The organism is Nitrosopumilus ureiphilus, from assembly GCF_013407185.1.
GTDB lineage: Archaea > Thermoproteota > Nitrososphaeria > Nitrososphaerales > Nitrosopumilaceae > Nitrosopumilus > Nitrosopumilus ureiphilus.
Map to the genome: position 1 here is coordinate 2,035,422 of NZ_CP026995.1, position 23,690 is coordinate 2,059,111.

Annotated in this window: 24 protein-coding genes and 1 tRNA gene; 5 read left to right on the forward strand and 20 right to left on the reverse strand. The window is 33.7% G+C overall.

Annotated features, from left to right (window positions below; all coding sequences use genetic code 11):
- Window positions 1-22: 22 nt before the first annotated feature.
- The 5 genes from C5F50_RS12180 to urtA form a co-directional block, all read right to left on the reverse strand.
- The gene (locus tag C5F50_RS12180) at window positions 23-304 is read right to left on the reverse strand and encodes a DNA-binding protein (RefSeq protein WP_179371569.1); all 282 of its coding nucleotides are present in this window, start codon (window positions 302-304) and stop codon (window positions 23-25) included.
- 7 nt (window positions 305-311) lie between these two features.
- Window positions 312-764 (reverse strand): 30S ribosomal protein S19e, encoded by a 453-nt coding sequence (locus tag C5F50_RS12185; protein ID WP_179371570.1) that lies wholly within the window; start codon window positions 762-764, stop codon window positions 312-314.
- 81 nt (window positions 765-845) lie between these two features.
- Window positions 846-1,193 carry a response regulator gene (locus C5F50_RS12190; protein WP_179371571.1) on the reverse strand — a complete coding sequence of 116 codons (348 nt, stop codon included), beginning with the start codon at window positions 1,191-1,193 and terminating at the stop codon, window positions 846-848.
- Complete coding sequence (locus C5F50_RS12195) at window positions 1,171-3,411, reverse strand: ATP-binding protein (protein ID WP_179371572.1); 2,241 nt, start codon at window positions 3,409-3,411, stop codon at window positions 1,171-1,173. The genes C5F50_RS12190 and C5F50_RS12195 overlap by 23 nt, the downstream gene beginning before the upstream one ends.
- Window positions 3,408-4,745, reverse strand: a complete 1,338-nt coding sequence (gene urtA, locus C5F50_RS12200) for an urea ABC transporter substrate-binding protein (RefSeq protein ID WP_179371573.1) — start codon at window positions 4,743-4,745, stop codon at window positions 3,408-3,410. The genes C5F50_RS12195 and urtA overlap by 4 nt, the downstream gene beginning before the upstream one ends.
- Before the next feature lie 80 nt (window positions 4,746-4,825).
- Here urtA and C5F50_RS12205 point away from each other — a divergent pair, with 80 nt between their 5' ends.
- Entirely contained in the window at window positions 4,826-5,047 is a 222-nt protein-coding gene (locus C5F50_RS12205) for a hypothetical protein (protein WP_179371574.1), read from the forward strand.
- Window positions 5,048-5,140: 93 nt separating this feature from the next.
- Window positions 5,141-5,299 (forward strand): hypothetical protein, encoded by a 159-nt coding sequence (locus C5F50_RS13130; protein ID WP_246282065.1) that lies wholly within the window; start codon window positions 5,141-5,143, stop codon window positions 5,297-5,299.
- Between the two features lie 187 nt (window positions 5,300-5,486).
- On the opposite strand, the gene C5F50_RS12215 is transcribed toward C5F50_RS13130, so the two are convergent.
- From C5F50_RS12215 to C5F50_RS12255, 9 genes are all read right to left on the reverse strand, one after another.
- Window positions 5,487-5,753, reverse strand: a complete 267-nt coding sequence (locus C5F50_RS12215) for a ribonuclease P protein component 4 (RefSeq protein ID WP_218843347.1) — start codon at window positions 5,751-5,753, stop codon at window positions 5,487-5,489.
- Window positions 5,754-5,840: 87 nt separating this feature from the next.
- A tRNA-Gly gene (locus C5F50_RS12220) sits at window positions 5,841-5,914 on the reverse strand.
- 22 nt (window positions 5,915-5,936) lie between these two features.
- Window positions 5,937-6,605 (reverse strand): ribosome biogenesis protein, encoded by a 669-nt coding sequence (locus tag C5F50_RS12225; protein ID WP_179371576.1) that lies wholly within the window; start codon window positions 6,603-6,605, stop codon window positions 5,937-5,939.
- 1 nt (window position 6,606) lies between these two features.
- Complete coding sequence (locus C5F50_RS12230) at window positions 6,607-7,722, reverse strand: hypothetical protein (protein ID WP_179371577.1); 1,116 nt, start codon at window positions 7,720-7,722, stop codon at window positions 6,607-6,609.
- Between the two features lie 46 nt (window positions 7,723-7,768).
- The gene (locus C5F50_RS12235; RefSeq protein ID WP_179371578.1) at window positions 7,769-11,509 is read right to left on the reverse strand and encodes an adenosylcobalamin-dependent ribonucleoside-diphosphate reductase; all 3,741 of its coding nucleotides are present in this window, start codon (window positions 11,507-11,509) and stop codon (window positions 7,769-7,771) included.
- A gap of 213 nt (window positions 11,510-11,722) precedes the next feature.
- A complete protein-coding gene (gene nrdD, locus C5F50_RS12240; protein ID WP_179371579.1) occupies window positions 11,723-13,885 on the reverse strand; it encodes an anaerobic ribonucleoside-triphosphate reductase in 2,163 nt (720 codons plus the stop codon).
- A gap of 157 nt (window positions 13,886-14,042) precedes the next feature.
- Entirely contained in the window at window positions 14,043-14,204 is a 162-nt protein-coding gene (locus C5F50_RS12245) for a hypothetical protein (RefSeq protein ID WP_008300812.1), read from the reverse strand.
- A gap of 70 nt (window positions 14,205-14,274) precedes the next feature.
- On the reverse strand, window positions 14,275-14,643 hold the full coding sequence (locus C5F50_RS12250) for a Zn-ribbon domain-containing OB-fold protein (RefSeq protein WP_179371580.1): 369 nt from the start codon (window positions 14,641-14,643) through the stop codon (window positions 14,275-14,277).
- A 1-nt stretch (window position 14,644) separates the two neighbouring features.
- A complete protein-coding gene (locus C5F50_RS12255) occupies window positions 14,645-15,808 on the reverse strand; it encodes a thiolase domain-containing protein (RefSeq protein WP_179371581.1) in 1,164 nt (387 codons plus the stop codon).
- Between C5F50_RS12255 and C5F50_RS12260 the strand changes: the two genes are divergently transcribed.
- Complete coding sequence (locus C5F50_RS12260) at window positions 15,802-16,323, forward strand: topoisomerase DNA-binding C4 zinc finger domain-containing protein (RefSeq protein WP_179371582.1); 522 nt, start codon at window positions 15,802-15,804, stop codon at window positions 16,321-16,323. The two genes, C5F50_RS12255 and C5F50_RS12260, sit on opposite strands and share 7 nt — an antisense overlap.
- Here the strand turns inward: C5F50_RS12260 and C5F50_RS12265 are convergent.
- The 6 genes from C5F50_RS12265 to C5F50_RS12290 all read right to left on the reverse strand — a co-directional run bounded on the left by C5F50_RS12265 (window position 16,307) and on the right by C5F50_RS12290 (window position 21,820).
- Window positions 16,307-17,113, reverse strand: coding sequence for a carbon-nitrogen hydrolase family protein (locus C5F50_RS12265; RefSeq protein WP_179371583.1), 807 nt, complete (start codon window positions 17,111-17,113; stop codon window positions 16,307-16,309). The genes C5F50_RS12260 and C5F50_RS12265 overlap by 17 nt on opposite strands.
- A 166-nt stretch (window positions 17,114-17,279) precedes the next feature.
- Window positions 17,280-17,456: a tautomerase family protein gene (locus C5F50_RS12270; protein ID WP_008300807.1), complete on the reverse strand. Its 177-nt coding sequence runs from the start codon at window positions 17,454-17,456 to the stop codon at window positions 17,280-17,282.
- Window positions 17,457-17,489: 33 nt separating this feature from the next.
- Window positions 17,490-18,266, reverse strand: coding sequence for a rhomboid family intramembrane serine protease (locus C5F50_RS12275; RefSeq protein WP_179371584.1), 777 nt, complete (start codon window positions 18,264-18,266; stop codon window positions 17,490-17,492).
- 40 nt (window positions 18,267-18,306) lie between these two features.
- Entirely contained in the window at window positions 18,307-19,839 is a 1,533-nt protein-coding gene (locus C5F50_RS12280; protein ID WP_246282068.1) for a peptidase, read from the reverse strand.
- A gap of 31 nt (window positions 19,840-19,870) precedes the next feature.
- A complete protein-coding gene (locus C5F50_RS12285) occupies window positions 19,871-20,077 on the reverse strand; it encodes a hypothetical protein (protein WP_179371586.1) in 207 nt (68 codons plus the stop codon).
- A 33-nt stretch (window positions 20,078-20,110) separates the two neighbouring features.
- Window positions 20,111-21,820: a peptidase gene (locus C5F50_RS12290; protein ID WP_246282069.1), complete on the reverse strand. Its 1,710-nt coding sequence runs from the start codon at window positions 21,818-21,820 to the stop codon at window positions 20,111-20,113.
- Window positions 21,821-21,931: 111 nt separating this feature from the next.
- On the opposite strand from C5F50_RS12290, the gene C5F50_RS12295 reads away from it, so the two are divergent.
- On the forward strand, window positions 21,932-22,756 hold the full coding sequence (locus C5F50_RS12295; protein ID WP_179371587.1) for a CFI-box-CTERM domain-containing protein: 825 nt from the start codon (window positions 21,932-21,934) through the stop codon (window positions 22,754-22,756).
- Between the two features lie 57 nt (window positions 22,757-22,813).
- Window positions 22,814-23,686 (forward strand): PEFG-CTERM sorting domain-containing protein, encoded by an 873-nt coding sequence (locus C5F50_RS12300; protein ID WP_179371588.1) that lies wholly within the window; start codon window positions 22,814-22,816, stop codon window positions 23,684-23,686.
- The last annotated feature ends 4 nt before the right edge of the window (window positions 23,687-23,690 follow it).

Below are 23,690 nucleotides of genomic sequence, written 5' to 3' on the forward strand. Positions count from 1 at the left end.
CCATAATTATATTTTTTCGGGATTAGACTCGATTTATCTTAAAATCACGTTTTGGTTGCTGAATGGAGAGCAGTATTTGCTTGAGTTGATCATCAGATATTTGGCCAGGAAGTTTCCCTTGAGTTGCCATTCCGATCAAATATTGCTCAACTAGTTCAGATAATTCGGATTTTACCATTTTGATATTGTTTAGTCTCAGTCTGGCTTCTGGTGAAAGAATTTGTTTTAGAATCTGTTCTTTTTGTGCAGATAATTCATTGTTCTTATTATCGTAAGGAGGTTCATTGGATTCTGGAAAACTCATTTTGAATCTATGTGTAAACTTTCAATTGAGGATTTTCAACAATTAGTTCTTTGAGAATTTCAGTAGCTAATCTATCTAGTTTTTGCATTCCATGTTTAGAGATGATTCTACCTTTCTTCTCAACTTTTTCTAAATAACCAAGTTTTTCTAATCCTTGAATAGCATGTCGAATAATTGCACCGCCAGCATCTTTGTGATGAGCAGCTCCATATCCAGATGGTTTGCCACCACCATAATCTTTTCTTAATTCATTAATTCCAATTGGACCATGAAAGTAAATTTTTCTCATAATTGATGCGCATCTAGTATACCACCAGTCTCGTTCTTGTGGGGGTTTATCCGCATGAGCTCCAGTTTTTACAAATGGAATCCAAGAAGGTGCAGGAATATCTTCATTCTTTAGAATATCTGCGAGTCTTTTTATTAACACATCTGCTGGTACATCATATACCTTTGCCATAAAGTGAAAAAATTGATAATCGTCTTATAAATCATTGAGGTATTGTGTCTAGTTTGTTAAACATAATTTAGCACAAAATTCTCAGATCGGCACCATAACTTTCAAAACTTCATTAAAATCTACAGGCTTGTATTGTACTGACAATATTGGAAATTTGTTTAATTGATTCAAAATGTTTTCTTCAATTAATCCAGTTGTGATAATTATCTTTGTAGATGTATTTTGTAATTTTTCAAGGGCATAAAATCCATCAAATTCAGGCATTGACAAATCTAATAGAAGATAATCGGGGTTATACTTTGAACACAATTCCACTGCCTGTTTTCCATCATATCCTACTCCAACTACATCAATTTTTTCCATTTCAAACAGATCAGTGAACAATTCAGTTAATGCAATTTCATCATCAACTATTGCTACTGTTATCATGTTCTTCTTTTTGTGGAATTTTTATTATAAATGTAGTAGGATTGTTTTTTACAGAAATGATTCCATTATGCTGAGTTATGATATTTTTCACACTTGCAAGTCCTAATCCTGTCCCTTTTTGCTTTGATGTCATTAAAGGATCAAATATTTTTTCAAGTGGCTTAATAAAAATTCCTGTCCCAGAGTCTTTGACTTGAATTATTACTTCCTTGTTAGTTTTTGATAAAGAAACATCTATTTCGCCACCTTCTTCAACAGCTTGAATAGCATTAAAAATCAGATTGATCATAACAATATTCATTTTACTTTCATCACCAATCATAAAAATTTCATCACCTGAAGTGTTAATTTTTACTCCAGAAGGTACATACAGTGAAGTTAAAACTCTACTTAAAAGATCAGAAAGATTGAATCTTTTTGATTCTAGGGGAGTGTCCCTTAGATAATCCAATACATCATTGAGTTGATGAGTTATTCTGCTTACTGCACTAGTAACTCGTTCTACTTGCTTTTCATCAAGAATATTTTTGCGTTTTAAAAGTTCGAATTCACTTTGTATTATTGAAAGAGGATTTCTAATATCATGAGACATTCTAGAAGATAATTCTCCTATGGCACTAAATCTTTCAGCATGAATCAATTTTTGAGTGAGATTTTTTTGTTCAGTTATATCATTTCTAACTGAAACATATTCAGATATTTTTCCATCTTTGTCTAAAAATGGAATGACAGTTGTATCATTCCAAAACAAAGTTCCATCTTTTGCTGTGTTACAAATTTCACCATGCCAAATTTTCCCTTTTGAGATTACTCTCCACAAATCTGCATAGAAACTAGGAGGATGAATTTTATTAGATCTTAGAATATCTTGTCGATTACCAATAAGTTCTTCTTTTGAATATTTTGAAACTTTACAGAATTTATCGTTAGCATATGTGATTTTTCCATTTTTATCAATTATGCTTACTATGGATGATTCGTCAAGTGCTTTTCTTAAATTTTGTTGTATTGAGAGTTGTTCTTTGATGTCAGTCATTTCCTTTAGATTTTCAATCATAAACTCAAAATTTCGAGATAATTCACCGATATCATCTTTAGAATCTACAGCAGTCTTGATATCTAAATTTCCCTTGATGATTTGTTCAGTTGCTTTTTGGAGATTTTTGATAGGTGCTGTAAAACTTGATGTAAAATAAAATGCCAATCCAATCATGCATATCAAAACAATACCAATAATTGAGAATATCAGAATTTGAATTGATGTAATTTCAGAAAATGCCTCATTCTTTTCAATTTCAGTGATATAACTCCAATTAGTTCCTTTTACTGGAGAAATGGAACCAACCACGACATTTCCTAGATAACTAGTATAACCATTCAAGTTTAGTACAGTGTTTTCACTATTTGATGACTTGAAAATTTCTGTAAACTGATTTGAATCTGGATTAATTATTTGAAGATCTAATTCAGGTCTTGTTTTAATCAAATTAGATTTTAATACATCACCAATAAATTTTGGTTTTGAAAGAAAATAGCCTTCAGAATTTACTAGGTATGAATCTGCAGTGTAAAAATTATCTGGTTGCTCTATAGAATTAATTTCAAAAAGATTAATTCCAACTGTAAGTATTCCTTCTATTCCTACTTCACCTTGAATTGGAGCAGAGATAAAAAAAGTTGGGACATTTATTTCAAAATCCCCAAATTCATTTGGTAGTGGTGTAGAAGATAAAAATATCTCACCAAGTTCCACATTTCCTTTAATTGCTTCTTGAAAATGTCTTTGGTTTTTTAGATCTTCTTTTGGTGGGAATATATCTGAATAAAATAAGATTTCTCCTGTTTTTGCATTGCTAATAATGAAACATTGTAATTCTGGAAAAGTATTAAAAAAAACACTAAATTGATTCTCTAATTCATATCGATTTTTAAAATATTCATCTTTTCCAATATCTGAATTTGATAATATCTTAGTAGCTGTTACTATAGTGTCAATTTGTGCCATAGACATAACATTACTTTTTTGTTTTAGTATACGCTCAGAGATTGTTTCTGAGCCAGTTTCTGAAATAGAATTTAATTGATTTTTTAAAATATTTGATTCTGTTTCAGTTTTATCAACATAAAGAATTGTACTCAATGAAACTAGAGGAACCAAGCTTACAACTAATAATAAGAAAAGTAGTTTTTTGGAATAATTTAGTCGTATGTTTGTCATTTTTGAACTCCTTGAGAAATTTTAGGATTAGCCCAATTTTCATCCCATCCTACATAGAGGTCTTCAAGAAATGAATTCCATTGTTCTTCTGTTTTGTATTCAGGGAAAGGCTCTGGCTTGATTGGTTTTTCTGAACTTGAAACTATTTTGAATTGACCATCAGGAAGAATTTTGCCTATTCTTACAACTTTTGAGAGGTGTTGGTTATGAGGATCTATGCCAACTGGGCCTTCAGGTGCATGAAATGTCATTCCTCTCAATGCTTCTCTTACAACTGGGATATCATCTGTTCCTACAGATTCTACTGCTTTTGCATACAGATAGACTCCGATATATCCTGCTTCCATAGGATCATCAACGACACGATCTAGACCATATTTTTTCTGAAAATTATTTACAAATTGTCTATTTTTTTCATTTGTAAGACTTTGAAAGTAATTCCAAGAAGCATAATCTCCTTGCATGTAATTTACACCAAAGTGTCTAATTTCATCTTCTGCAATACTAAATGAGATGGTAGGAATTTGTTCTGAAGAAATTCCTTTTTCCCTTAATTGTTTGAAAAATGCAAGATTGCTATCTCCATTAACAGTATTTAGTATCACATCGGGTTTAGATTCAGAAATTTTATCTACAACATCATCAAAATTTGTATCTCCAAGTAGCCTATATTCTTCTCCCATTATAGTTCCTCCTAGCTCATTAATTTTGTCTTTAATGATTTCATTTGCACTTCTTGGAAAAACATAATCAGAACCAATTAAGAAAAATTTTGTTCCCAAGTTATCATATGCCCACTTTACTGCAGGCAAAACTTGTTGGTTAGGAGACGCTCCCGTGTAAATTATGTTTGGAGATTTTTCTAATCCTTCGTATTGAACTGGATAAAATAATAAATGATCATATTTTTCAAAAATTGGTTTCATAGTTTTTCTACTAGCAGATGTCCATCCTCCAAAGACAACGCTTACATTTTCATCTACTATCAGATTTTCAGCCTCTTCTGCAAAAGTATCCCAATTTGAACTACCATCTTTTACTATAGGTACTACTTCTCTACCAAGTATTCCTCCTTTTTCATTAATTTCTTCAATAGCCATCAGGGTTGAATCAACAACAGCAATCTCACTAATTGCCATAGTTCCAGAAAGGGAATGAAGAATACCTATTTTGATGGGATTATTTCTATCTAGAGGAATAACAGGACGTTCAAAAACTAAATCATTGTTATTTGAAACATGGTTGGTATAGTCATTTTGTAGATTGTGGATTGTAAATCCAATTACCATAACGGAAATTATTCCAATAACAGAAAAAATGAGAATTTTATTCATATACACGATCCAATTTTTTTCTATCTAAAAGATTGTCCGTTTATATTAAAAAATGTCATATTGAACATAATATTTTGTTAATGAAATATAATATTATTAGTACTTTAGCTGTAAAAATTTACCATAATTATGTTCGACTTTACATGGGACTAGATGGAAAGACTCCTGCTGAGGCTTGTGGGATTGAGACAAAGAAAAGACAAATGGAAAACTCTGATTTAGACGCTAGTGTTCAATCCCAATGTCTGATCAATGGTTACATACAGATCTATCTATGTTCTGATGTATCTATGAAATTATGAGTAATGGTTTTTTGAAGATTCTTGTTGTTGAAGATTCTGAGGCATTGGCAGAACACTACAAATATGTTTTAGAAGAAAAAGGACACAAGGTCTTTGTTACTCTTACCTAATCAAAAATTCTTTTTTGTAATTGCTGACAAATACACTATTTTGGATTCATTTGATGTAGATGGGAAAAATATTGATGTTGAAGAAAAGCCTCTCAAAATAGAGTTATTTTTGAAGAAAGTTGATCTGTTAACTCAAAACTAATATCTTTATTTTGTTCATAATTATTTTCATATCATAATATTGCCCATTCAAGTTTTTGTGCGTAATTAAGACCGCGACCACAAACTGGACAATGATTTCTATTATTACTCAAATGAATATGAAATGTACTTCCACATAGACTCATAGATTTGTCTTATTGAAATCACATATTAGATAAGTTGTAACATCATGGAGGTATTATTTTGCGATAAGTATGCCCACACAAGTTACAAGAAATTCTGATCGACTTGATAGATGCTCTGCCTAGACGAATTCTAGAATTTATTCCAGGAGCAATAAATGACTTGCATTTTTTGCAGAAAACCATCCTAAGATCATAAGGCATTCGGATTTTGTGTCTTGTACTAATTCTTCTAGCAAGATAAGCCTGACGTTGAGAAAGTTCAGGATTTGTTTTTGCATTAGTTATTGCATTTTCAATAAGAATTTGCATTCGCTCCATTGCAATTTTTCTTACTGCAGTTTTCACATTATTTTCTTAAATTGCACCTAAAAATTAGTTCTCATTATAATGTAAAAATGCAGTCAGCGGGATTCGAACCCGCGTCACAGGGTTGGAAACCCCGAATACTAACCAGGCTATACTATGACTGCAACAGAATGCAAATTTCAGTTCCTACATAAAAATGGTTTTTTCGCATTCATAGAGTAATCTGGCAACTACAACATGACCCTCAAATGATTCATCGCCAATAGAATACAAATTAGTAATTTTGTTTTCAATAAAATCTGAAAAATGCCCCTTTTGAAATCCACCGATTGCAATACATGTATTATCTGAAATCTCAGCTGCAATTTTTTCATATGAACTAGATTTACCTTTTGTAGAAAAACCAATTACTTTGGATGGGTTAATTTCGTCAAGAAGTTCTGAAAATGTTTTTTCTTTAATCTCTAATAATACTTTATTATTTGCTATAATTTTTTTTTCGCAGTAGAGTTTTTCAATTACTCCTTCAAATCTATGATAAGATTTCGGAATGAGAACATTTTGACCAAAGTAAATTACTTTATCATCAATTGTGTGAATGTAAATTTTTATTTTATTTTGAAGATATAATGGAATTGTAGTAGCTTCAAGTATTGAAAAGTGTACTAAATCTGGTCTTCCTCTTTTCATTTCATTTTCAATTCCTTTCATAGCTGCAAAATGCCATGAATTATCTAGTAAAATTTCTGATGGATGTTTTCCAAGTTTTCTTGCATGAGAAATTACTGATGGATGATCTTGTAGTTCATATGGTACAAGTTCTAACGAGGATTCAGATAAAACTAAAGAAATCATTTTAGTTAGTCATTTCAATTTGTTTTTTAAATTCATTCCAACCAGATTTTGGAGTACCATCACTATTGATCAATCCTGCACTGCAAACATACTGATTTAATCTCTCAATCACGTGTTCACTGCTTCCAAAACCAGAACCTCCAACTGTTAATGTATCCTCACCAATTTCCTGTTCTTCAAATACGCATGTTCCTGCAGGTTTATCATATTGCCTGTACCATGTAAAAAATTCCAAGTTAGATTCATTTTCAGTGTAAAATTCAAAGGATTTTTCTAAAAACTCTGTTTGTGCAGAGTCACTCCCCCCAACAAAATCAGAAGTACTCCAGCTAAGTTCAAAAATTCCAACTTTTTTATCTCCTACTAAATCAAATACCTGCTGCAAATCTTCTTTTGCTTGCTGGGGTGTTTTAACAATATCATTTAGAGTATCAACTGGAGAATAAGAAAATGCAACAAAATCACCAATCGCTAAATCAGTCACAACATACCGCAGATTTTTGTTTAGTACTTGATGTAATGCAAATGCATTACCAATCTTAACATCAGGATGTTTTTCTTTAGTTTTTTCATAAACTCCATTGAATAGATCCTTGTATACAGGAATATTCTGTTCATTAAATCTAAATTGAGATTCTGTTTCTCCTGAAAGAATTACAGTATCAATAATGTCATATCTTGATAATATTGCATCAAGTACACTAACAACTCGATCTTCCCCAATTGAAATTATTGATGGTTTTCCAATCCAATTTGGGAAAGGTCCAAGTGTTTCACCATTAATAACAGAAAAGTAAAGAGTTACTTTGAGATTATTTTTTTTATTAAAACTCATTAATGGATCAGATTGTTGCCAATCAAATTCTCCACGTACTGGTTCAACTAAATTCCAAAAAAGATACACGTTACTTCTTCCAATTCCAGAGCTTGCAGCTTCGGAGTAAATTTGATCCAAGTTTTGTAGAGTAACAGATTGACTTGGGGAATTAATTACAAGGCCAATTTTTTCATTAGTTTTTTGAGTAATAATTTCTGAATTTGGTATGGCTAAAACTACTGATGCTATTGCAATTATTACTGCTATGCCTGTAATTATGCCTAGGATTTTTTTGTCCACATAGATTCAAAATGAAAAGGAAGTAAAAAAGTTGTGATTCTGTTATTTAACCAGAAGTACAACCACTGTAACCGCATTCAATGCAAATACTACAACCTTCTACAAAGATTAGATTGTTTTTGCATGTTGGACATAGACGATCTTCTGAAACCTCTTCATGTTTTTGGGATTCTATTTTGATTTCTTCGTCATGAACTTTTAATGCAAGTGAAGCATTGACTTGGGATTTGATGTAAGGATTTGTGATGTTTTCAGTGACAAAAGCAGTCATGTACTGACTTGGCGATACTTCAAATATCTTTGTTGCATTTTCACTGGTCATATGAAGGACTTGTTTGTGTCTAGAACCGTCACGATAAACAGTCATTCCTTTTAGTCCTATTTCATGTGCAAGCAGATATGCAGATTTCACATCTTCTACTGTTACATCATATGGCATGTTGATTGTTTTTGCAATTGCATTTCCAATCCAGTCTTGCCATACACCTTGAGCCATAAGATGATCAGCCCAGTGAATATCCATTGCAGTAACAAATACATCTTGCATCCATTGAGGAATTTCGTCTAATCCTTTCAATGAACCATAATTGTCTGCAATCTTTTCAAGAATTTTATCAGTGTAAAGACCTTCTTCTTTGAGAGCTTCTTCTAGAATCTTGTTTGTATAGAAGAATCTTCCAACAGTTACTCTCTTCTCAAATACAAGAGCAAATGCAGGTTCCATTCCATTTGAACAGTCTGCAATCATTGAGAGTGTACCAGTTGGAGCTACCGTAGTAGTTAAGACATTTCTGATACCATGTTTTTTGATTTTATCAATGAGTGGATCCCATTCATAAGAATGAGATTTTTTTGGTTTCTCATAGTATCCTGAAATTGGAATCTTACCTTCTGGGTATTCTGTGTTAGAACAGAGTGGAAACTCACCACGAGATTTAGCAAGTGCTACACTTTCTTCCATTGAATAGTATGATAGGGCTTCAGACAGTTTTGATTGTAGTTCATATCCTTCTTGAGAATTGTATGGGATTTTTAGTTTGTATAAGAGATCAGCTACTCCCATCACTCCAAGTCCAATACGTCTAGATTCTTTTGATGCTACACTAATTTCTGGTACTGGATATGTATTGACATCAATGATGTTATCCAAGAATCTTGTTGTCTTTCTGATTGTTTCTTCATATCTTTGCCAATCAAACTCGTAAGTTCCATCTGCTTGTCTCTTGACGAGATTCACCAAGTTGATAGAACCTAGATTACATGATTCGTATGGATAGAGACTTTGTTCACCACAGTTGTGGGCAATGATACCGTTTGCATCAAAGGCATTCACTTGAGGTACTTGAACATCATATACCTCTTCAATCCCTTCATCCACAAGGCTTACAACCGTTGCTACAAACCTCTCTCTGTTGAGATTTCTCTTGTAATCTCCAAGTAACACACCTAGTTTTTCCATTTTTGAAGAATCTGCAAAGCCGATTACATTGTGGAAACGTAAGAGGTTCTCTTCAGATATGACAAGTTCATGTTGAGATTTGATATGATATGCCTTCATTCCGCCCTTACCGTCTGGCAGCAGTTTCTCTTGCTCTCTCCTTCTGTTTGTATATATCTTTGATGCAATACCGAGTCGCAGTAGCATACGTTGGACAGCTTGTAGTACTTTTAGATCACTTTGTGCTAGACGTACAGATACGCCTTTTTGTTGGCTACCTATTACAGTTCCATCTGCATCAAATAAACCTCTCAGAAATCCTTTGTAGAATGCTGATGATGTTTTCTCCATACTTTCAGTTATTGTTTTGTTCTTGTATCCTAATCCTAATGATTTGGCAAGATCCCTTATTGATGCCAGTGATAGTCGGTATTCATCACGTCCTTTGATCTTTGTCCAACCTCTAAAGTCAGATCTATGTGGCATTTGTTGGGCATATTGTAGTATCTGGTTTCTTACAGCAACGTTTCCAGTACTTTCCCCCCATGAAGAAATAACCACATTGTCTTTTTTAATGTGACCATCGCCTACCGTTAGCCCCAACATATATCCTTCATCTTCACCAAACCTTCCATCCCATTCATAGTATCTACAGTCATCAAGAACAATATGTTCACCTTGTTTTAGATCTCTTGCTTGTTTCCATTCTGACTTTAGTGTGTATCTATTCATGTGTTTAACAGCCAGAATTTTATGATCTTCTGTTAGATGTAGTTCGTAGCCCTCTTTTGTTTTTAGTTTGAATATCTTCTTGGTGCCGGTAGAAAAGAAGCCTTTTGTATTCCATGTCTTCCCATTCAGATAAGACTTGAATGGAACTCCTACAAGTTCCCTGACCTTTCTTGGACCATCTGCTGTTGCTACCCATGTATCTGCAGTTACGCATGGATTTGTGGCTCTTAGGGGTGCTTTTCGGGCTTTTGCAAATACATTGTATTTGTTAATTTGATCAAAGAAGATCAATCCAGGTTCTGCACTCTTCCATGCAGAAAGTGCAATCAGATCAATTAGTTGATGTGCATTGATTTCTTTAACTGGTTTTTTGTCACGTGGACTACGTAAGACATAGTTACCATCAGTAGTATTTACTAGTGCATGCCAAAAGTCTTCCCAGATACCAACACTTACGTTAAAGTTTTCTAAAACGCCTGGTTCTGTTTTGTTTGTAATGAATTTTTCAACATCAGGATGCCATGCTTCAATAATTCCCATGTTTGCACCACGTCTTTTTCCTCCTTGTTTGACTACTTCAGTCACGGTATTGATGATATTCATGAAAGATACTGGTCCAGATGCAACACCTGAAGTGGATGCTACAATGTCGCCTTCCTCACGAAGATTAGAATAGTTGATTCCAACACCACCACCAGACTTGAAGATTAATGCTGCATCAGAGGTAGATTTCATGATTTGCTCCATGCCATCTTCCATTCCAAGTACAAAGCATGCAGATAGTTGTCCTAATCTTCCACCTGCGTTCATCATAGTTGGTGAATTTGGTAGAAAGTCTTGTGCAGTCATCAGCTCAAAGTATTCAGCGATTTTGTCTGCATAACTATCAAGTTTCTTTCCTGCAAGTAATGTCAAGAGATCTTTGAAGCTTACTTTCATTTGACCTTTGTTTGCAAGAGTCACGTAGTGGTTGATTAAAGATCTAAAATGCCATTTATTGAAGAAATAATCTCCTACTTTGAATTTATAATCAAAGGCATCTAGCTTTTCAAGATAAGATTTTGCTTCTTCTACGTCTTGTTTGATATTTCCTGATTTGTCAAAGACTTGTGAATCATATAGAATATCACCAATTCCTACCAGAATTGCAACACGCTCAAACATTTGAGTTGGAGATTCAATAATCTCATTTTTTGCATTTCTGAAAAGATATCTTGATGCTAGAACCCTAAGACAATTCAGATCAAACTTTTTGGAAACTGGGTCAAGGGTCTTTAGATTCAAGACCTTCATTTTCTCTTCTCTTAGTTTTCTTCTCTCATGTCTGTAAACGATGTATGCTTTTGCAATATCGCTATTTCCACTATCAATTAAAGTAGATTCTACAATATCCTGGATATCTTCAACAGTAGGCGTTCTACTGCTGGTAAATCCTTGCTCAACTAGTTTGTTTACTACATTCTCTGCTAGTTGATCGGCCAGGCCACGATCGGCTTTGGAGGTGGCGGCCAATGCCCGAAATATGGCATTTGAAATTTTATTTTTATTGAAAGCCGTGACTGCGCCACTGCGCTTACGGATCTCACTGATCGTATTTTCAATTTGTGTATTGTCCATTATAATCTCCCCTCCATGCTTAGAACCAATGTGGATATAACTTATGTGCTCGAAAAGTTTTGATCTTGTCCCGTCAATGAGTCAATTTTTTTAACACCGCTACTATGAATTTCATACTGGCATAACTTTGACGATAGTAAGGAAGATCGCCTCATCTGATTCTGATCAAAAATTTTTGAAAAATGATCGTAACTAGTTTTTCATTTACGAATATCAGACAACATATGGAGACTTGCACTTTGGACATTTATCCTCAAATGGTTCATCCTTAAATCCACATTCGCCACATATCGCAATTTTTCTTACAGGCTTGAAAGAAGTTGTAAGTTCTGATGCTTTCTCTAATGATTTTTTGATATCTGCAATTTTTGCATCATTATCAATTTGCAAAGTCACGAGTAATCCTCCACTTAGAATTTTTGAGAGCTTGTTAGCCTCTACTATAGACTCGCTTTTGTTAGTATAATTGGAAATTTCAGAGGCATTGATGACTATTCCCTGAGAATAAGAGTCACCCTCCATTGAATTTAAGGAAGAATTTTTGCCATATTTTTCGCCATCCAGAGTAGCAAAACGAGCAGATGCTTCAGTTTCAGTCATACAAATTGCAACAGTATCACCTAATTCTTTGCCTTTTTTGACTCCAACATCAACTGCAGTTTCAATTACCTTATGAAGAATATCACGTCCTTCTTTATTATCTTGGAATCCAAGGATGTTAAACACAGACTCTTTGAGTCCTACCAAATTTACAACAAGTGAAACAGAACTTCTTTGCATATATTGTGTATTCTTTGCAAGAATTGGGTTTAGTCCTCTTCTTGTAAGATCTGAGATCTCTTTCTTTCTTAATGCCATAGATGATAGTGCAGGTTTCATTAGTAATGCAAGTCTTGCCCTAAAGTAAGTTTCATCTTTGTTTGATTCAAATGCAAGTCTTGGAAGATTTATTGAAACAGATTCCAAGTTTATCGAAAGTGGAGTTGTGATCTTTGTAGATCCATTTGTAACACCAGAGCTAGAAGTTTGACCTTTAGCAAACATTACATGTCCACCAATGGAAATTATTTCAGCTATTGATTCTGAAACATCAGTAATTTTTCCTTTGTCAACATCTACTATCAGGCCAATTTTTGGAATTGGTGTAATTTTTGTGTAATTTTTGTATGCATTGATAATTGAATTAATTATTTTTGTATCAGTTCCTAATTGTAATCTAATTGATACCTTTGTACTTGTTTTGTTGTATTTTGCAGTTGTAGATGCAGTTGCAAATGCATCTGTGAGTTTTTGTTCAAGTTCTGTAAGAGACTTTGAATGCTTTGTAAATAATTGTACCAGTCCATCAATTACAACTTCTTGTGAAGCTTCTTTTGAAAGAAGAGCAATAACAATAGATAATGAACTTGTAATGTCATCAAGTTGTTTTGATGCAGGAATTCTTGATACATCAAGATATTTTCCACCAAGATTAATTCCATCCTCGATTAATTCTTTGACATTTACAAATATTGTATCAGGAATCATAGACCAAATTCCAGGATTAGTGATATGCAAGTCTCCAGAAAGATGAGAATCTGCTACATCTTTTGGCAAGATATTTGTAAGTAGGTGTTCAGCAAACACTCTTTGTCCTGTGTTAAAGAGGAGGCCTTCAGCACCATTATCGACATTATCTAAATTAGAAATCATCTCTTGAACGTCATAAACAGGCAGGCCTAGGCGTGCAAGTTTGTTCCTGTATTCCTCATGGCCATGCTCAAGGAGAACAGAATTTACCATTTCTCTGATAAGTGAGCCAGTAAGATAGGTAGTCTGATATTTGTAAATTCTATTTTCAACCTCTTCAGTGATTTTTTGTGCAAGCTCCAATGGAAGACTTCCTTCACGAACTAATGATTGAATAATTTTATGTGAATTAAATTCCTCAATTGATTGATGAGATGTTCTAACATACATTTTTCCACTTTCAATAATTGATCTTTCCTCGATTTGTCTTGCCAAACTTAAAACTAGTTTTCCAAGATTTGTAATTGTGTATCGTCTTTCAGATTTGTTTAGTGCAACAAGTGATTGTCTGAGTAATTTTCTCAAGTGATATGCAAATTTTCCACTTTCCTTTTTTGACTTGAATCCTGCCAGAGATTTTAACTCAGAATAGGTCAAAGGTCCTTTAGAATTTAAGATTCTAAGAATATCGATTCTGTTCGGACTTGCCATTACAGAGAAGATCATCCTTACACGTTTTGATGTAGATTGTAAAATTCCACTTCTCTTTGGTGATGAATCAGAGTCCAGGTCAGATTCTAAATCTAAATCGTCATCATCTAAGTTAGCATCCATATCTAATTCTAAATCTTCATCACTCATTTTCATGTTTTTTTTCTTGACTAAGGAGTAAATAAGACTTGTGACTAGATCATTTCTGAACAATTTTGATCAGATTTGTAGTTTACCAATAAAAAATTTGAAACTCTAATGATTGTTTTCTTAAAGAAATCTAAAAAATGATCCGCTTTGAGATCTTTTTTGATCAGTTTTCTTGAACATCAAGCGAAAATTCTGATGTTGAAAGTTTCTGTCCACATGAAGGACATTTCCCATTAGTTGGATTCATAACATCTTTTAGAGATTTTAGCATTTTCATATTTGTGATCTTCTCTCCACATTTACCACATGTAATTTCTACAGACATGAAGAATATCAGCTATACAAAATTATTAAGAATCGATTTTGATTTTTTTTAATAATTCAAACAAATTATTTTACTGCTTTTTGATGATGATTCCACAACCGTCTTCAAAACCAGTTATTTTGGCTCTAGTTCCAACTGGAAGATCTTCGGGGGTAGCAATTCCTGCCATAAATCCAGAAATTCTCAAATTAGTATTGTCTAGTTGAAGTACAACAAAGGCATACGGGGTATATTTTTCAAAGCCTGCAGGGGCGACAGTAATTATGGTATATGTGGCAACTGAGCCTACACCATCTAAAACAACATCCTCAAATCCCTGACTGCCACATTTTAGGCAATAATATGCAGTAGACAAATGAAGATAACCACATTTAGTGCATTTGTGAGTTAGGAGCTTGCCTTGTTTGGCATATTCAATTAGTTGTTCTTCAATAGTCATTTTATACACTTTGGAATACGTGAACAGCACAACTTGCGCCAGTTGCACCAAAGTTATGAGTTAAACCAATTTTTGCATCTTTAACAGTTCTTTCACCAGCTTTTCCAGTGAGTTGATCAAATACTTCTACTACTTGCCCAACACCTGTTGCTCCGATTGGATGTCCCTTTGATTTAAGACCACCTGATGGATTAATAGAAATGTCAGAATTTAATTTTGTTCTGCCTTCACGAACAGCTTGAACACCCTTTCCTTTCTCAAAGAATCCCAAGTCTTCAGTGTCAACTACTTCTGCAATGGTAAAACAATCATGTACTTCTGCAAAGTCAATATCTTTTGCAGTTATTCCTGCCATTTTGTATGCATCTGCTGCTGCAATCTTTGTACTAGGAATTGTTGTCATGTGTTCACGTCCTTGCAATGCAGCAGGTGAGCCACCTCTGCCAGAACCAATTACTTCAATATAGTCACCACCATGTTCTTTTGCAAACTTTTCAGAACAAAGAATAACAGAACTTGCACCATCAGAGAATGGACAGCAATCATAAAGTTTTAGAGGACTTGCAACTACTGCAGAGTTCATTACATCATCAATTGTAATTTTCTTTTGCATGTGAGCTTTTGGATTAAGGAAACCATTGTCATGATTCTTTACTGCGACTCTTGCAAAGTCTTCTTCAGTTGCATCAAACTCATTCAAGTAAGCTCTTGCCATAGACGCAAACAATCCAGGAAATGATGCACCAGCTTGACCTTCATAGAAAAAGTCAGAACAATATGCAAAGTAAGTTGTTGTCCATTCAGTTCCTGTATGAGTTACTTTTTCAACTCCAGTAACTAGTAGGCAATCATAAAATCCAGCTGCAACATTTGCATATGCTTCTCTAAAAGATACAGAGCCACTTCCACATGCAGACTCTATTGTTAATGATGGTTTATCTGGAATTCCCAATCTGCTCATTAAGACAGGACCGATATGGACCTGTTTATCAGCAACACCAAAGACGTTTGAAATGTAAGATGCCTTGATGTCTTTTGGAGAAATACCTGCACTTTCTATGGCTGCAACTGATGCCTGGGTGGTGATATCAGCAATACTTTCACTTAATTTTCCATATTTGGTACTACCAGCACCAAGAACGCAAACCTTTTCCACAAATGTCACTGACCCAAGTCCCTATAAAAATTGTTTTAGTAAATTCATCATTGAAGAAGCCATCAAAGAGATCATCACTTCAAACTGTTCAGGTCAAAAAGCCTATTGTAAGACACATAGCAAAAACTACAAAGTCAAAAACTAGCATCTTCAAAAAAGAGATTATTCAATACTTGGATTCAAACGGGTATCTTTCTTGGTCATCAAAAGAGAAAAAATACATCATTCTTGGAACAAATTCTCCAAAAAATGGACTAGTAGAATGTCCACAGTGTAAGCTAGGGGAATTAATGATAATTAGATCAAGAACTACAAGAAAACGATTCATGGGTTGCTCAAACTTTTATGGTGGATGCAAAGCCTCTTCGCCATTATTACAAAAAGCAAGACTTCGCGCAACAAAAAATCCATGTGATGTTTGTAGATGGCCAATGATAATTTTTCGTTATTCAAGAAATCAAAAATGGACTAAACAGTGTTCAAACTTTAATTGTGAAAGCAGAGAAATCAAGCCTTCAAAGTAGGATAAACATCAGTTCTTCTGTTTTTGAGTAATGGTAAAACTTTTCGTGTTTGTTTAACTTTATTCAAGTCAATATTTACAAAACCTATTCCTTGTTTCTTTTTCATGTCAAGTAGAATTTTTCCGTACGGATCAACGACTAAACTTCTTCCACAGTAAATATTTCCAACTTGATCAGGTGCAATGACATAACATCCATTTTCAATTGCGCGGGTTTTGTTAATTGTAATCCAATGTTCCTCTTTCATGTTTCCTTTTACCCAAGCAGAAGGTACAACTAACACTTCAGAGCCTGCAACTGCCAAAGATCTTGACATCTCTGGAAACCGTAAATCATAACATATCATCATGCCAATTTTTCCAATAGATGTTTTTACAGGCTTTGCAATTTTAGATCCTGAGGCCATTTTATCTGATTCTCTAAATCCTAATGCATCATAGAGATGAATTTTTCTATATGTGGAGATTACTTTGCCTGATTTGTCAATTACAAACGAAGTATCGTATACACGGTCTTTCTTTCTGCTTTTTTCATAAAATGAGCCTACAACTTGGATGTGATTCTCTTTTGCAGATTTTGCAATAGTTGTTACAAAATCTCCAGCAATTGTCTCAGATAAACTTGCAAGTTGTTTTGGAGTTTGAGAAGAGTTTGTGTAAAACATCATAAATTCTGGAAATGCGCATAGTGTTGCATTTTTTACAGCTGCCTTTGAAATGAATGAAATAATTTTTTTTAAATTATCTTCTTTTTTAGTTGATGCTTTAAATTGAACAATTGCAGCTTTCATGGAATTGATTAATTGAATCACAATAAAAGGATAAACTCTTGATACAAACGCAAAATGCACCATTTTCTTATTATGCTAATTTGATTAATACAAATTGAACCGATTATAGTGCGTATGTCAATCCTTGACTGAGAGAAATTTTCCAGTCTACTATTTTTAAAAATAATTAAAGTTGGTTTCCTGCTAAAAACCAATTTTCTTTAGGATTGTCTTCAAAAACAACAATTACGTGATTTTCTTTTGTTTTTAGAATCTCTACTGCAGATTTTGTTATTGCTTTTGCATACTCATCTTTTTGTTCCTGTGTTCTACCAGGATACATTGATACTGTAATCAACGGCATGAAAATTCTTTATTGATTCGGAGATTTATTCGTTCAATAATCTGGTCTGTAACCGTATCTTGTGCCATATGTAAACTCTGAACTGTGAGTTTTTTTGTAGAGATATCCAGTTGCTAGTCCCACTACAAATCCACCTATGTGAGCAAGATATGCTACGCTATCACCTGCAATACCAAAGCCCCCAATGAAAAATGGAAGAAGATTTTGAAAAATTAGCCAAAAAGGTAAGAACCATTTTGCCTTTATGTGCATCATTCTCCAAAAGAAACCCATCATTAGGAATGTCTGGATTCTAGCTTTTGGGAAAATTACCAAGTATGCTCCTAGTACCCCAGAGATTGCACCTGATGCGCCAACTGCAGGAATTACACTGCTAGTGTCACCTGCAATATGGATTAATCCGGCAGCAACTCCCCACATTAGATAAATTCCTAGATATTTTATTTTTCCAAATTTGTATTCGATGTTATCGCCGAATATCCATAGAAACAACATGTTTCCTCCAAGATGCATCAAACCACCGTGCAAGAAGGTAGAACTGAGCAAAGAGAAATATGGTTCTTGAGGACAAGAAATTCTTAGTGGTCCTGAACCAAAATCGATGTTTAGTACACTTGCGCCAGTGACACAGTTAGGAACAGCTCCCCAATTATAAAATAAATTAAATGCATTTTGATTTGTAAAGTCAAAGAATTGGCCAGTGTAGGCAACTTCGATAAAAAATACAATAACATTGATTATGATTAATCCATATGTTACTGTTGGTCTAAATCCAGGAGCTGTAGGATTCTCATCTCTTAATGGAAGCATTTGTAATTTTGTTTGATAAAAATTTGTATAATAACATTATTCAGCTTGAAATTTGTAAAATACCTTCTTTTATGAGAAATTGAATACCCTGGATAAAGGAATCATCATCAATAATACCATCGGACCACCATGCAGCATTATTTCTAATCCATGGAGGAATTTCCTGAGATGTTGATGATTCTTGTTGTGTTTGTGGAATGACAATAATTTTATTTTTTATTAAATATTGAATTCCTTGAATGAAAGTATTATCATCTATTTGTTGTTCAGACCACCATAATGCATTATTTCTAATCCAATCAGGAATTGAAATTTCATCTTCATTAGTTATTCTATCAATTATTATTGGAATTGTTGATTTTGCTAGATTGTTATTATCTAAATTTTTGAAATTCAAATATGCAATTTCTGTAACATCTTGAGGAATCTTAAATTCTGCAACATTGTGTTTTTCCTTTGAATCACTACTAATTCCACTTTGCTCAAAAATAATTTTGTCATTTTGAGTCATTGAAAATTCATAGTGTGTTGCAACAGGTCTATTCTTTAAGAAAATATCAGTAATATCAAAAATTATTTTTGCATTAGAGTTGGATTTTAGATTCTCCGGCTCCCAAGAAACTAAAACTCTAAACTGTCCATTTTCAGTAACTGAGCTTAAATGAGTGTAATTACGGTCTGGTTTTATTGTAAAATCCATTCCATTTTGATTTGGATTATTTGCAAATACATTCAGTAGTTCTCTCTGATATATGATAAAGTGTACTACACGTCCATCAGAAAAAAAATCATCAATGTTTACAACATCCTCAGAAATCTTAACATCATTAATGTACATTTCAAATCCTGATACTAGTAAATCACCAAAGTTTTTTGGAATTACAAGCTCCTCATGGACTACAGATGTTTGATTAATGTTAGATTGGCTCCATTCAAAAGGCATAGAGAATCTAATTTCCCTTGAATTGGAATCATATTGAAAATTTGAAATTTCATCATAATATGAAATTACCTGGATGAATTGCTCACCAAAGTTTTGATCAACAAAATCAAATTGAGTCGTTTGTGCAATGGAGATTCCTGCATTGAAAACTAGAGGTTCTGCTAATTTTTTAGAATACCCATCGGTGGTAAGTATTGTAATATCAAATTTGTATAGGCCACCTTCACTAAGTTTTGGTCCTTTAACATGAACCATTCTACTTTCAAGACCCAATAATGAACCAAACAGATTTCCTCCGTTATCTTCTTCAATTATTATAGAATCACGTTCTTCTGATACAAAATTAAAAACTAAGAATCCATTATCAGCTTTGAATTCTTGTTCAAACAGAAATTGTTCACCACGTTGCGATTTTATCAAAAAAGTAACATCTCTAAGTGTGATTTTTGAATCAAAGTCAATTAGTGAAATTGATATTTGTTGATCACCATTTGTATTGGGATCACTTTTTGAAGATGAAATCTCCAAAGTAACAAGTCGACCATCTAGTTCTACAGGAGGAAAAGTTTCACTTCCAACTCCATGACCGTACACATTATCAAATGTTAATGAAAGCAGAGCTGGAAACATTAGAATTAAAATTAATAATAAATTTTTCAAACTATGTCCACTTGTTTGGATCTTTTTTACGAATTTCTTTTCCGTCAATTGTAATTAGATCGTTTTCTTCAAAGACAGTATGCCATTTACCATTACGTGGGAAAATTTTGTTCATCTCTTCAACTTTGTCATTTGTTGGTGGTGTGTTCATCAAAGCTCCCCATTTCATGTTTGGAATTTTGGGCATTATATCATTGATGTCTTTCATAGTAATATCACTTAACAGAATTTATTTAAAAACCTATGATTGAATTCTCATAATTCCTTCTTTAATTAAAAATTGAATTCCTTGAATGAAAGAATCATCATCTATTTGTCCTGCTGCCCACCATTCTGCATTGTTTTTAATCCATGCCGGAATTTCATTTGAATCAGAATCAGTACCTTGTGTTGTTGGGGGAATTTTTAGAACATTCTCTTTAATTAAAAATTGAATTCCTTGAATGAAAGAATCATCATCTATTTGTCCTGCTGCCCACCATTCTGCATTGTTTTTAATCCAATCAGGTATTGCTGCTTTCTCAGGTACAGATGATGTTGTAGATACAAGAGCGCCAGGACCTATTTCAATTATTGCCGAACCAATTCCTGCATATTTTGGATTATAATCTAATCCAGTTCCTAAAACTTTGACATCAACTCTAATTTGTCCTTGAGATGGAACAAAAATTCTTTGAACATCAATTCCTTCAGAAGAAGTAATTCCAAGACTAGCAGAGCTATCACCAACATTGCTAGCTATTTCTTTATCAAATTCATCAAAAACAAAGTATGCATACTTGACATCTTTGATAAGTTCTCTGTTTTCATTAAAGAATGTAAACTCAAATGGAATTTCCTGATTAGAACCGTATTTTCCATCCCACGAAATATTTACAGTGGTTGGAACTTTTTCATAGTTTTTAGTATCTACAAGATAAAATTCTGTAGAACTTTTTGAAGCTTCAGATAATGGAACAAGTTTCAAATCCATCTTAGGATTGTCATAATTATCTGCTCCTAGTTTTTCGTTAATTTTTTGCAACTCATTTTTTGTAATTAGAAAATGGACAATGTTGGTATCTTCATATGAATAGGGATCATTTAGTAATGCTCTCTGATCAATTTCTACACCATTAACAAATCCTTTGAATTGTTTTCCTTCTGCATAAGGAGCAAATGTTTTTGGAACTCGTACTTCTTCATGTACTACTTGAACTAAATCAACATATGATGGATTCCAATTAAATGGCATATCAAATGAAATTGATTTATTAGATGTATCAAATTTAAAGTTGTCAACATCATCATAGTATGTTTTTACAATTACTGGAATTTCTTCAGCATTTGCAGTCTTGATGAAAAAGTCTTGTTCTTGAGCAACACTAACAAATGTTTCATAACTTAGTAAATTAGCTAGTACAGTTCTTGGACTGGTAGCAGCCTCAATATCAACCCTAATTTTGTATAATCCACCTTTTACAAAAATTGGACCTGTAATTGAGGGTCTTCCACAAATATCTAAATTCTCATCTGTACATGGTGCACCTTGAACAAATAATGCACCAGGAGCACTAGCATGTTCAGAACCGCCATAAATTGAACATTCTTCGAGAGTATTTTTATTACAATTAGGTTCTGGTTTAATTTTAACATCTAATCTTCCGTCTACATCATAAAACAGATTTCTAGCTAATAGTTCACCGCTCTGCCAAACTTCTACCCTGTATGTTACTTTGTCAAGATTCTTATCAGTTAATGTATCAAAAAAGCGTACTTGCATATTTGCAGAATCAACTTCCCCAACTGTAATATCAGATGGACTTAGTTGTGTACGGACAGTAACTTGCATATCACCAAAACTAAGTGGTGGTGCTTGATCTCCTCCAAGTCCATGTGCAAAGGCATCAGGAAGAACAACAGGAATTGTAAAAATACCAATGATTGTGATTAATAATGCAAACTTATACAATACAAAAATTGTGTTAATTCCATATTTAAAGATGGTACAGGATTTCTATGCGTGAGAATTTTTATAGATAAATTTAGTACAACTTTTATTCATGATTATTAGAAGATAAATATGAAAATTCTATTTGCATTATTTTTAATTCCTTTGTTAGTTATTCCAGCATTTGCAGAATCTCAAACACTTCCAACTGAGAAAGGAACGCTTGATGTCAAATTAACATATGATGAAATAATTCCAAACATTCAAACTAAAATAAATATTGATTTTATCAACCCTCAAACACAAAAAATCCAAGAGCATATTGATTATACAGTATCAGTTTCTAAAGATGGGGAAACGGTATTTGGACCAATTCCATTAACTCATACATCAGTAGGTTCTGTAAAGATTCCAATTGAATTCAATCTTGGTGAAGGAGTATATTCTATGGGCTTTAAAGTAGAAGGAATTTTGTTTCAACCAATTCCACCAGAAACAGTATCTTTTGATATTTCAGTAGGAGAGGCTCAAGCTCAACCAACAATAACACCTGAGAACGAAGTAACTGTTAATGGTGAAAACGGCGGTTGTCTAATTGCAACTGCAACATATGGTTCTGAACTTGCACCACAAGTTCAACAACTAAGAGAACTTAGAGATAACACTATTTTGCCAACAAATTCTGGAACAGCATTTATGAGTATATTCAATCAATTTTATTATTCATTTTCACCAACAGTTGCAGACTTTGAGCGAGATCAGCCAATTTTCAAAGGAATTATGAAAATCACACTGACCCCAATGCTAACATCATTATCATTGTTGAATCATGTGAATATTGATTCAGAAGAAGAAATGTTAGGTTATGGGATCTCTATAGTTTTACTAAATATTGGAATGTACGTAGGAGTTCCAGTATTTGGAATTCTAAAGTTGTACCAGTTTAAAAAAGACTAATACTACTTTTGGAAATTCCAGTGAGGTTTTTATGTATCCGAACAAGTATTCAATCTAATGAAGACTAAAGCAATTTGCTCTTTCTTCGTACTATTTGCTATTGTAGCTGGAATCATTGCAACAACACCAGCTGCATTTGCAGATCACTCAGAAGTCACAATTGAGACAGCATCAGGTTCTGGAGCTCCAGGATGTGAAGACACTGCAGAGGGATGTTATATTCCAAATACTGCAACTATTGATGTCGGTGGTAAAGTAATATTTTCAAATACGGATACCGCAGCACATACATTCACATCAGGAGATCCAACAATTCCAGAAACAGTTCAGGTACTATTTGATTCCAGCCTAGTAATGGCAGGAAATACATATGAATGGTCTCCAACTGAAGCAGGTGATGTTCCTTACTTCTGTATGGTCCATCCTTGGATGCAAGGATTGATTGTAGTACAAGAAGCAGAAGCTGAAGAAGCTATGGATGAGCATGATGGCGAGATGATGGACATGGAAGGTGCAGCAACTGCAACCGGCATGTTATCAGATGGTACAATGGTTTCAATTTGGACTACTACACCAACAAAAGGTGAAATGATGGAGATCAATGTTGAATTCGATGATGCCGAACATGTTAATCATGACCTCAAAGTTACACAAAATGGCAATACAGTGCTAGATGATAAAGGAGCACATCACCACGATGGAAAAGGAGCACATACAACAAAAGCTCTTAGCACATCTGATCCAGTAAACATTACCATCACCTTCCAAGGTTATGGGGTAGATGATCCAAAGACTGGACCAATTGGTGAACAAGTAGTATTCTCAAACGTTGTACCAGAATTTGGTACAATCGCAATGATGGTACTAGCTGTTGCAATCATAAGCATCGTTGCAGTAACTGCAAAATCTAGAGTCATTCCAAGATTTTAGGAAT

Bases quoted from the DNA above. Each gene is read 5' to 3' on its own strand.
- C5F50_RS12235 (WP_179371578.1), bottom strand. From the start codon at position 11,509: ATGGACAATACACAAATTGAAAATACGATCAGTGAGATCCGTAAGCGC.
- C5F50_RS12180 (WP_179371569.1), bottom strand. From the start codon at position 304: ATGAGTTTTCCAGAATCCAATGAACCTCCTTACGATAATAAGAACAAT.
- C5F50_RS12250 (WP_179371580.1), bottom strand. From the start codon at position 14,643: ATGACTATTGAAGAACAACTAATTGAATATGCCAAACAAGGCAAGCTC.
- C5F50_RS12205 (WP_179371574.1), top strand. From the start codon at position 4,826: ATGAAATATAATATTATTAGTACTTTAGCTGTAAAAATTTACCATAAT.
- C5F50_RS12215 (WP_218843347.1), bottom strand. From the start codon at position 5,753: ATGCAAATTCTTATTGAAAATGCAATAACTAATGCAAAAACAAATCCT.
- C5F50_RS12295 (WP_179371587.1), top strand. From the start codon at position 21,932: ATGAAAATTCTATTTGCATTATTTTTAATTCCTTTGTTAGTTATTCCA.
- C5F50_RS12265 (WP_179371583.1), bottom strand. From the start codon at position 17,113: ATGAAAGCTGCAATTGTTCAATTTAAAGCATCAACTAAAAAAGAAGAT.
- C5F50_RS12300 (WP_179371588.1), top strand. From the start codon at position 22,814: ATGAAGACTAAAGCAATTTGCTCTTTCTTCGTACTATTTGCTATTGTA.
- urtA (WP_179371573.1), bottom strand. From the start codon at position 4,745: ATGAATAAAATTCTCATTTTTTCTGTTATTGGAATAATTTCCGTTATG.
- C5F50_RS12260 (WP_179371582.1), top strand. From the start codon at position 15,802: ATGTCACTGACCCAAGTCCCTATAAAAATTGTTTTAGTAAATTCATCA.
- C5F50_RS12270 (WP_008300807.1), bottom strand. From the start codon at position 17,456: ATGCCGTTGATTACAGTATCAATGTATCCTGGTAGAACACAGGAACAA.
- C5F50_RS12190 (WP_179371571.1), bottom strand. From the start codon at position 1,193: ATGATAACAGTAGCAATAGTTGATGATGAAATTGCATTAACTGAATTG.
- nrdD (WP_179371579.1), bottom strand. From the start codon at position 13,885: ATGAAAATGAGTGATGAAGATTTAGAATTAGATATGGATGCTAACTTA.
- C5F50_RS12275 (WP_179371584.1), bottom strand. From the start codon at position 18,266: ATGCTTCCATTAAGAGATGAGAATCCTACAGCTCCTGGATTTAGACCA.
- C5F50_RS12245 (WP_008300812.1), bottom strand. From the start codon at position 14,204: ATGTCTGTAGAAATTACATGTGGTAAATGTGGAGAGAAGATCACAAAT.
- C5F50_RS12280 (WP_246282068.1), bottom strand. From the start codon at position 19,839: ATGTTTCCAGCTCTGCTTTCATTAACATTTGATAATGTGTACGGTCAT.
- C5F50_RS12285 (WP_179371586.1), bottom strand. From the start codon at position 20,077: ATGAAAGACATCAATGATATAATGCCCAAAATTCCAAACATGAAATGG.
- C5F50_RS12185 (WP_179371570.1), bottom strand. From the start codon at position 764: ATGGCAAAGGTATATGATGTACCAGCAGATGTGTTAATAAAAAGACTC.
- C5F50_RS12195 (WP_179371572.1), bottom strand. From the start codon at position 3,411: ATGACAAACATACGACTAAATTATTCCAAAAAACTACTTTTCTTATTA.
- C5F50_RS12225 (WP_179371576.1), bottom strand. From the start codon at position 6,605: ATGATTTCTTTAGTTTTATCTGAATCCTCGTTAGAACTTGTACCATAT.